The 5581-nt window shown below is 47.0% G+C and carries 9 protein-coding genes; 2 read left to right on the top strand and 7 right to left on the bottom strand.

Annotation, left to right across the window (positions count from 1 at the left end; all coding sequences use genetic code 11):
* Together WMO25_RS14195 and WMO25_RS14200 are read left to right on the top strand one after the other, a co-directional pair.
* Positions 1 to 284 (top strand): S24/S26 family peptidase (locus WMO25_RS14195; RefSeq protein WP_494337443.1); only part of this gene is annotated, 284 nt, incomplete at its 5' end.
* 80 nt (positions 285 to 364) lie between these two features.
* Entirely contained in the window at positions 365 to 604 is a 240-nt protein-coding gene (locus WMO25_RS14200) for a MarR family transcriptional regulator (protein WP_349085844.1), read from the top strand.
* 359 nt (positions 605 to 963) lie between these two features.
* On the opposite strand, the gene WMO25_RS14205 is transcribed toward WMO25_RS14200, so the two are convergent.
* The 7 genes from WMO25_RS14205 to WMO25_RS14235 all read right to left on the bottom strand — a co-directional run.
* A complete protein-coding gene (locus WMO25_RS14205) occupies positions 964 to 2019 on the bottom strand; it encodes a type IV pilus twitching motility protein PilT (RefSeq protein WP_349085845.1) in 1056 nt (351 codons plus the stop codon).
* 28 nt (positions 2020 to 2047) lie between these two features.
* Entirely contained in the window at positions 2048 to 2620 is a 573-nt protein-coding gene (locus WMO25_RS14210; protein ID WP_349085846.1) for a hypothetical protein, read from the bottom strand.
* Positions 2617 to 3012: a hypothetical protein gene (locus tag WMO25_RS14215; protein WP_227081284.1), complete on the bottom strand. Its 396-nt coding sequence runs from the start codon at positions 3010 to 3012 to the stop codon at positions 2617 to 2619. Before WMO25_RS14215 ends, WMO25_RS14210 begins: the two co-directional genes overlap by 4 nt.
* A gap of 30 nt (positions 3013 to 3042) precedes the next feature.
* Positions 3043 to 3528 carry a DUF4860 domain-containing protein gene (locus WMO25_RS14220; RefSeq protein WP_015514976.1) on the bottom strand — a complete coding sequence of 162 codons (486 nt, stop codon included), beginning with the start codon at positions 3526 to 3528 and terminating at the stop codon, positions 3043 to 3045.
* Positions 3525 to 3860 carry a hypothetical protein gene (locus WMO25_RS14225; RefSeq protein ID WP_015514977.1) on the bottom strand — a complete coding sequence of 112 codons (336 nt, stop codon included), beginning with the start codon at positions 3858 to 3860 and terminating at the stop codon, positions 3525 to 3527. Before WMO25_RS14225 ends, WMO25_RS14220 begins: the two co-directional genes overlap by 4 nt.
* Positions 3861 to 3876: 16 nt before the next feature.
* A complete protein-coding gene (locus WMO25_RS14230; protein WP_215690337.1) occupies positions 3877 to 4929 on the bottom strand; it encodes a type II secretion system F family protein in 1053 nt (350 codons plus the stop codon).
* A 70-nt stretch (positions 4930 to 4999) separates the two neighbouring features.
* A partial coding sequence (locus tag WMO25_RS14235) for a transglutaminase-like domain-containing protein (RefSeq protein ID WP_349085847.1) occupies positions 5000 to 5581 on the bottom strand: 582 nt, incomplete at its 5' end.

Genomic DNA, 5581 nt, shown 5'->3' on the forward strand with positions numbered 1-5581 from the left:
CGGATGCGGATGGTTCTATTGTCACTCATCGTGTGGTATCCAACAGTGCGGCTATGGGTAATTTTATCACGAAGGGCGATGCCAATAGTGATAATGACATGAATCCAATCCCATATGCGAATTACATAGGAAAGGTGCAGTTGTCTGTACCGAAGCTGGGAGGCATCTTCCAGACGATCACCGGTACAAACGGCAAGATTGCAGCGGTTTCCATGATCGGATTGGCCATCGTGCTGGAGATACTGGCGGCGGTGCTGCAGGGTAAGAGAGAAAAAGAGGAATAACAAGAGGCTGGACGCTGGTAGATTTAGCGTTCAGCCTCTTTTAGCAGAAAAAATCGACAAAAAGTCCGAGATTACACCCGTTGCCTAATTCAGAAGGGAGCCGAAAAGGAGCCGAAAAGGAGCCAAAAAAAGGAGCCGAAAGAAAGCTGGATATATTGCAGAAGTTGGAAGAAAATCCAGAAATAACTCAGGTTAAACTTATGGAAGCGTTTAATTTATCGAGAAAGCAGATTCAGAAGATTATAAAGGATTTGCGCGAGGAAGGACTAGTCGAAAGACAGGGATCCAATAGGAACGGGAGATGGGTTGTAAAGAAATAATAGGTAACATATTACGGACGATATGGATAGCGCATACAAATTATCATGCACAGATGGATATGGATGCATTGTTGACAGGTGAGAGTTACGATAGACTGCCGGATACATACGTTATTTTTATTTGTGATTGTTGCAGGAACGGGTTAAAAGTATTAAGCAAGACCGTGACTGGGAGGGAAAATATATGCTGCTGCAGGAAATGATGAGTGAAGAACGGATGATATTAACAAATGATAAAGAATATAGAAAATGTGAACAGGTTACTTAGTTGTTCGGCAAGAAGAATTCTGTTTACAGAAGAGAAAGCCCGTATTTTCCAGTTTGACAAATTTGGCTGTATGGAAAACACGGGTTTATTTTTACAGCCTTTTTTTCAGCATTTCCGGATTGGATGCGTAGGTCAGCGCAGTTTCCTTTGTAATGATGCCCTTTTTACAGAGATTCATCAGACTCATATCCATGGAGATCATATCATCTTTGGCCGATGTGGCAATGAGGCCGTCGATCTGGTGGACTTTGTTGTCGCGGATCATATTGCGGATGGCCGGTGTGACGCTCATAATCTCGAAGGCAGGTACCATTCCTCCGTCTACCGTCGGCACAAGCTGCTGTGAGATGACGGCATTTAAGACCATGGACAGCTGAACGGCGATCTGATGCTGCTGGTTTGGCGGAAAGACATCGATGATCCGGTCGATGGTATTGGCTGCTCCGATGGTGTGCAGCGTGGAGAAAAGGAGATGACCGGTCTCGGCGGCTGTCATGGCAACGCTGATGGTTTCATAGTCACGCATTTCGCCCAGCAGGATAATATTCGGGCTCTGGCGCAGGGAGGCCTTCAGAGCAGTGACATAATTGTCCGTATCAATCTTGATCTCTCGCTGACTGACAATGCTCTTGTTGTGACGGTGCAGGTATTCCAACGGGTCTTCCAGGGTAATAATATGTGTATTTCGCGTGTTGTTGATGCGGTCGATCAGGCAGGCAAGGGTGGTGGACTTGCCGCTGCCGGCGGAGCCGGTGACAAGGATCATGCCCTTGGTGTGATCGGCAAACTGCATAACAGCTTCAGGAATGCCAAGTTCCTGTGGATTCGGCAGCTGGAATGTGATGACACGGATAACAGCTGACAGAGCGCCGCGCTGTTTGTAGGCACTGACACGAAAACGGGAAACCCCGGGTATGGCAAATGAAAAATCATCATCACCATGGACCAGCAGATTCATCATATCACGGTCTCCGGCCATGGCATAGATCTCATTTAATAATGCTTCAGTTTCTTTCGGGAAGAGTTTTTCTTCCTGTGTCTGAATGATATTGCCGTTTTTTCTGCATGAAACAGGAAGTCCGGCTACGATAAAAATATCCGAAACATCTTCTCTGACGGCCTGTTCAAGTATTTCTCTGGCGTTCATAAAAATCTCCTTTGGTTTTTGCTAAATCTTATTTCATTAAATTCAAAGTCTGATCGCCCTTCCACTCACCGGAAGACTGAACCTGCCACTGCGAAATGCGGTAGTAAGCCTCTCCTTTGGCAGGCGCTGCGGTCAGTGTCAGCGTGACACAGAGGTTTTGTTTGTCATCGATGGCGACAGCATAAGAAATGGTTGGTTTACTCTGTGTAAAATCCATGGAGAGTTGCAGCTGTTCGCGGCTATCGAGTGCTGTCAATTGGGTCTCGATTTCAGTGAAGACAGTAGCAGTGTCGCTGCTTGTCAAGTCAGGCTGGCTGCTGTCGTTATTTATCGAATTCTTGCCGGTGTCGGTGTCTGACAGCTGCCAGGCATCGGCCAGGATGGCATCAATCTCATCCAGGATGCTTTCTGCCGTATTGCAGGCCGCATAGTAGTTCATTTTGTGATGAGCCAGTTTCTCTGCAAAGTCGGCATCACTTTTGGCGCTGGTCAGTGTCAGGATGGCAAAGGTCACCAGACAGAGGATCAGGAAGATGACAAGGAGAGAAGAGGCACCGATATTAAAAAAAGGTGCCGGGGCTTTTTCTGACTGTTTTCTCATGATTCGGCCCTCCTTTGTCGGTGCTTAGTGACATCCAGTGTGTAGATATTCCGGTTGTCAGCGACGGTATCCATGGAAATATGGGCCTTCAGAAGGGTATCTTCCGGTTCATAATGGACGGTCAGGACATAAACAGCATCCGCTTTTTCACAGGATGCATAGCTGCTGTCATAGTAGGCGGCGGCATCCTGCAATGAATCGTCGGGCATCTGTTCGGCCATACTGCTGACTTCATTGACGGCGAAATTCAGATCCCTGGCATCCTGGCTCATCAGATGGGCTTTGGTAAAAATCTGGATGCAGAGGGCACTTGCAACGGAAAAAAACAGAACGGCAAGTATAAGTTCCAGAAGAAACAGACTGGATGTATTATTGTGACGTTGATATTTCATATGAATCCTATTCCTTTCCCGTGACAGGTGCTATGACTCACTGTGGATGCTGATATAGGACGCAACGGTGTGTCCCTGCGCATCGGTACATGTCAAATGCAGGAGATCCGATTGAGACATCTCCATATCCAATGACTGCAGCGGCAGAATGACTTTGCCTGAGCCGACATCGACATCTGCACTGCTTTTGGTGTACAATTCCATCAGATTTCCCTCACTGACATAAATATAAGTGACATATTCCGTGTCGTTGTAATGCTGTTTCAGAATCAGTGCCTGATGACCGTCAAAACTGCCGATAGATACGGCACCTTCGGTATCGTTCTGGTGAATTTTCTCAGTAATATAGGAAAGAGAAGTGTTGGCGTTAAAGTTCAAAGCCGAGTTCTCAGTGGTTGTACGGTAAACATTCGTGGCCAGCAGAAGCACTGTCAGGGCCGATACCGTGAAAACAAAATACAGGGAGATGGGAAATAAAATATCAATGATATGATGTTTCCTGGATTGAAATCTCATTTGCCTGCCCCCTTTTCAATGATGGTCACATCCGGATAAATATTGGCACCCACGGTCTGATAATCTACGAAAAAGAGGTCTTCGTCATAGGTCAGACCATAATGCGCTTTCAGGTCTTCCAGACTTTCGGGATAGGTGCCTTCCGTTGCATAGCAATAGACGATGCTGCGGTTTAATGCCCGCTCCAGGCTTTCTTTCTGATGACGGCGGGTGCTGTCCGAAAATGAATCAATGCCGGAGATAAAAAGCAGAAGAATGACCAGAAAAACACAAATGGACAGAAAAACCCGGCGGTTTTTCCGGCTTTTCTTTTGATTTTGAAATCGTACCATAAGTGGGCCTCCTGACTTAGATGCTGGACATGATTCCGACGAGCGGAAGCATAACGGACAGTAAAATGAAACCGACAACAAGTGAGAGCGCAATGACAAGGGTTGGCTCTAAGATGGATAATGTATTGCTCATACGGTTATCCAGATCCTCCTGATAGAGTTCGGCAATATCGGACATCACCTGATCCAGTGAGCCGGTTTTGAAGCCGATGGAAGCCATACGGGCATAGACGCCGGTGAAAATACCTGTCTGATGGAGTGTAGCTGTAAAATCTGTACCGTTTTCCAGTAATTGTTCGCATTCGGTCAGCTCTTTTTGAAAGGCTTCATCATCATTTAATTCGCGGACAAGGCTCAGACATTCTTCGGGAGCCATGCCGCTTTTGAGAGTCAGCGCCATGCCGCTGGCAAACCGGCATGATGCAATATCATGATGCATGCGTCGGATGGCAGGAATATGGCTGCCGAGCCCTCTTAAGAAAGCGGCACCTTTGGCGGTGTGGTTGTAGGCAAAAAAGCCGATGACGATGACTGCAAGAACCGCAATGAATACAACGGAATAGCGGTTGATGGTATTGCCGAGGTCCATCAGAACTCTGGAAAATCCGGACATTTCCGAACCGAGCTGAATGAAGACCTGATTGAAGATCGGCATGACTTTGATGATCAATACGAGGATAACAACGATCATCATGCTGATAATGATCATTGGATAAGTGACAGCGCTGCGGATCGTTCGGGCAATGGTATCTTCACGGGCATAGTGGTCGCCGAGGGCGGCCATGACATCGTCCAGTGTTCCGGTTTCTTCACCGATCCGGACCATACGTGTCATATAAGCCGGAAAAAGCTGTGTCTGTTCCAATGCTTCGTTCAATGAGCCTGTTTCCTGAAGATTCTCTGAGAGTGCGTTGAGAATGGCTTTCTCTTCCTCTGAAGATGCATCCTCCAGCATGATAGAAATCCCTTCCAGAGCAGAGATACCGGAACGCAGGATCAGAGATAACTGGCTGCTGAAAGAAGAAAGTTCCGGATTGGAAAGTGGTTTTAATTGTGGTGATTTGTTCATGATCATTCCCTCCATAAATGCAGGATATTGTATAGATCCTCAGATTGACAGGAAAACTGTGAATGCAGGATTAATAAGAGTATTTCACAGTGTATTTGCTGCCGTCTCCGATATATTTGGCTACGGCTTTGGAACTGTTGTTGGCGGCCAGGGTCGGATCCATGAGTACCCAGTCTTTGCCGTCAAATTCGATAATATTGTCCACCCATCCGGATTCCGAGAGGTAAACGCTGATCCAGGCATGATAGGCCTCACCGGAATAACCGACTTCCAGTTTTGTCGGAATGGACTGGGAGCGCAGCAATGCGGCCATCAGAGAGGCATAGTCGAAGCAGATGCCTTTCTTTTCTTCCAGTATCGTGTCAATATCCGGCACATAGTCGGTGGGTGTATTCTCGGCTTTATCGTTGTCATAGGAAATATTCCGGATCACATAGTAATAGCTGTTCTGCACGTAGTCCAGATCATCGGCAGACTGGTCGGATAATTCTCTGCCCAGGGCGACGACCTGAGAATCACCGGTGAACCAGACATATTGATTCGGATAGAGAAATGGCTTGAATTCATCGCTGAGGCTGACGGAGAGATCCTTGGAAAAGGCAAGGGCGTAACTGTTGTCAACTACCCATTCATAGACTTTGAGGGTGTAATC

The sequence above is a fragment of the Coprococcus intestinihominis genome, from assembly GCF_040096555.1.
Classification (GTDB): domain Bacteria; phylum Bacillota; class Clostridia; order Lachnospirales; family Lachnospiraceae; genus Coprococcus_A; species Coprococcus_A intestinihominis.

What these genes read in the sequence shown, in the direction of transcription:
- WMO25_RS14205 (WP_349085845.1), bottom strand. Translation starts at nt 2,019, where the DNA reads ATGAACGCCAGAGAAATACTTGAACAGGCCGTCAGAGAAGATGTTTCG.
- WMO25_RS14210 (WP_349085846.1), bottom strand. Translation starts at nt 2,620, where the DNA reads ATGAGAAAACAGTCAGAAAAAGCCCCGGCACCTTTTTTTAATATCGGT.
- WMO25_RS14215 (WP_227081284.1), bottom strand. Translation starts at nt 3,012, where the DNA reads ATGAAATATCAACGTCACAATAATACATCCAGTCTGTTTCTTCTGGAA.
- WMO25_RS14220 (WP_015514976.1), bottom strand. Translation starts at nt 3,528, where the DNA reads ATGAGATTTCAATCCAGGAAACATCATATCATTGATATTTTATTTCCC.
- WMO25_RS14225 (WP_015514977.1), bottom strand. Translation starts at nt 3,860, where the DNA reads ATGGTACGATTTCAAAATCAAAAGAAAAGCCGGAAAAACCGCCGGGTT.
- WMO25_RS14230 (WP_215690337.1), bottom strand. Translation starts at nt 4,929, where the DNA reads ATGAACAAATCACCACAATTAAAACCACTTTCCAATCCGGAACTTTCT.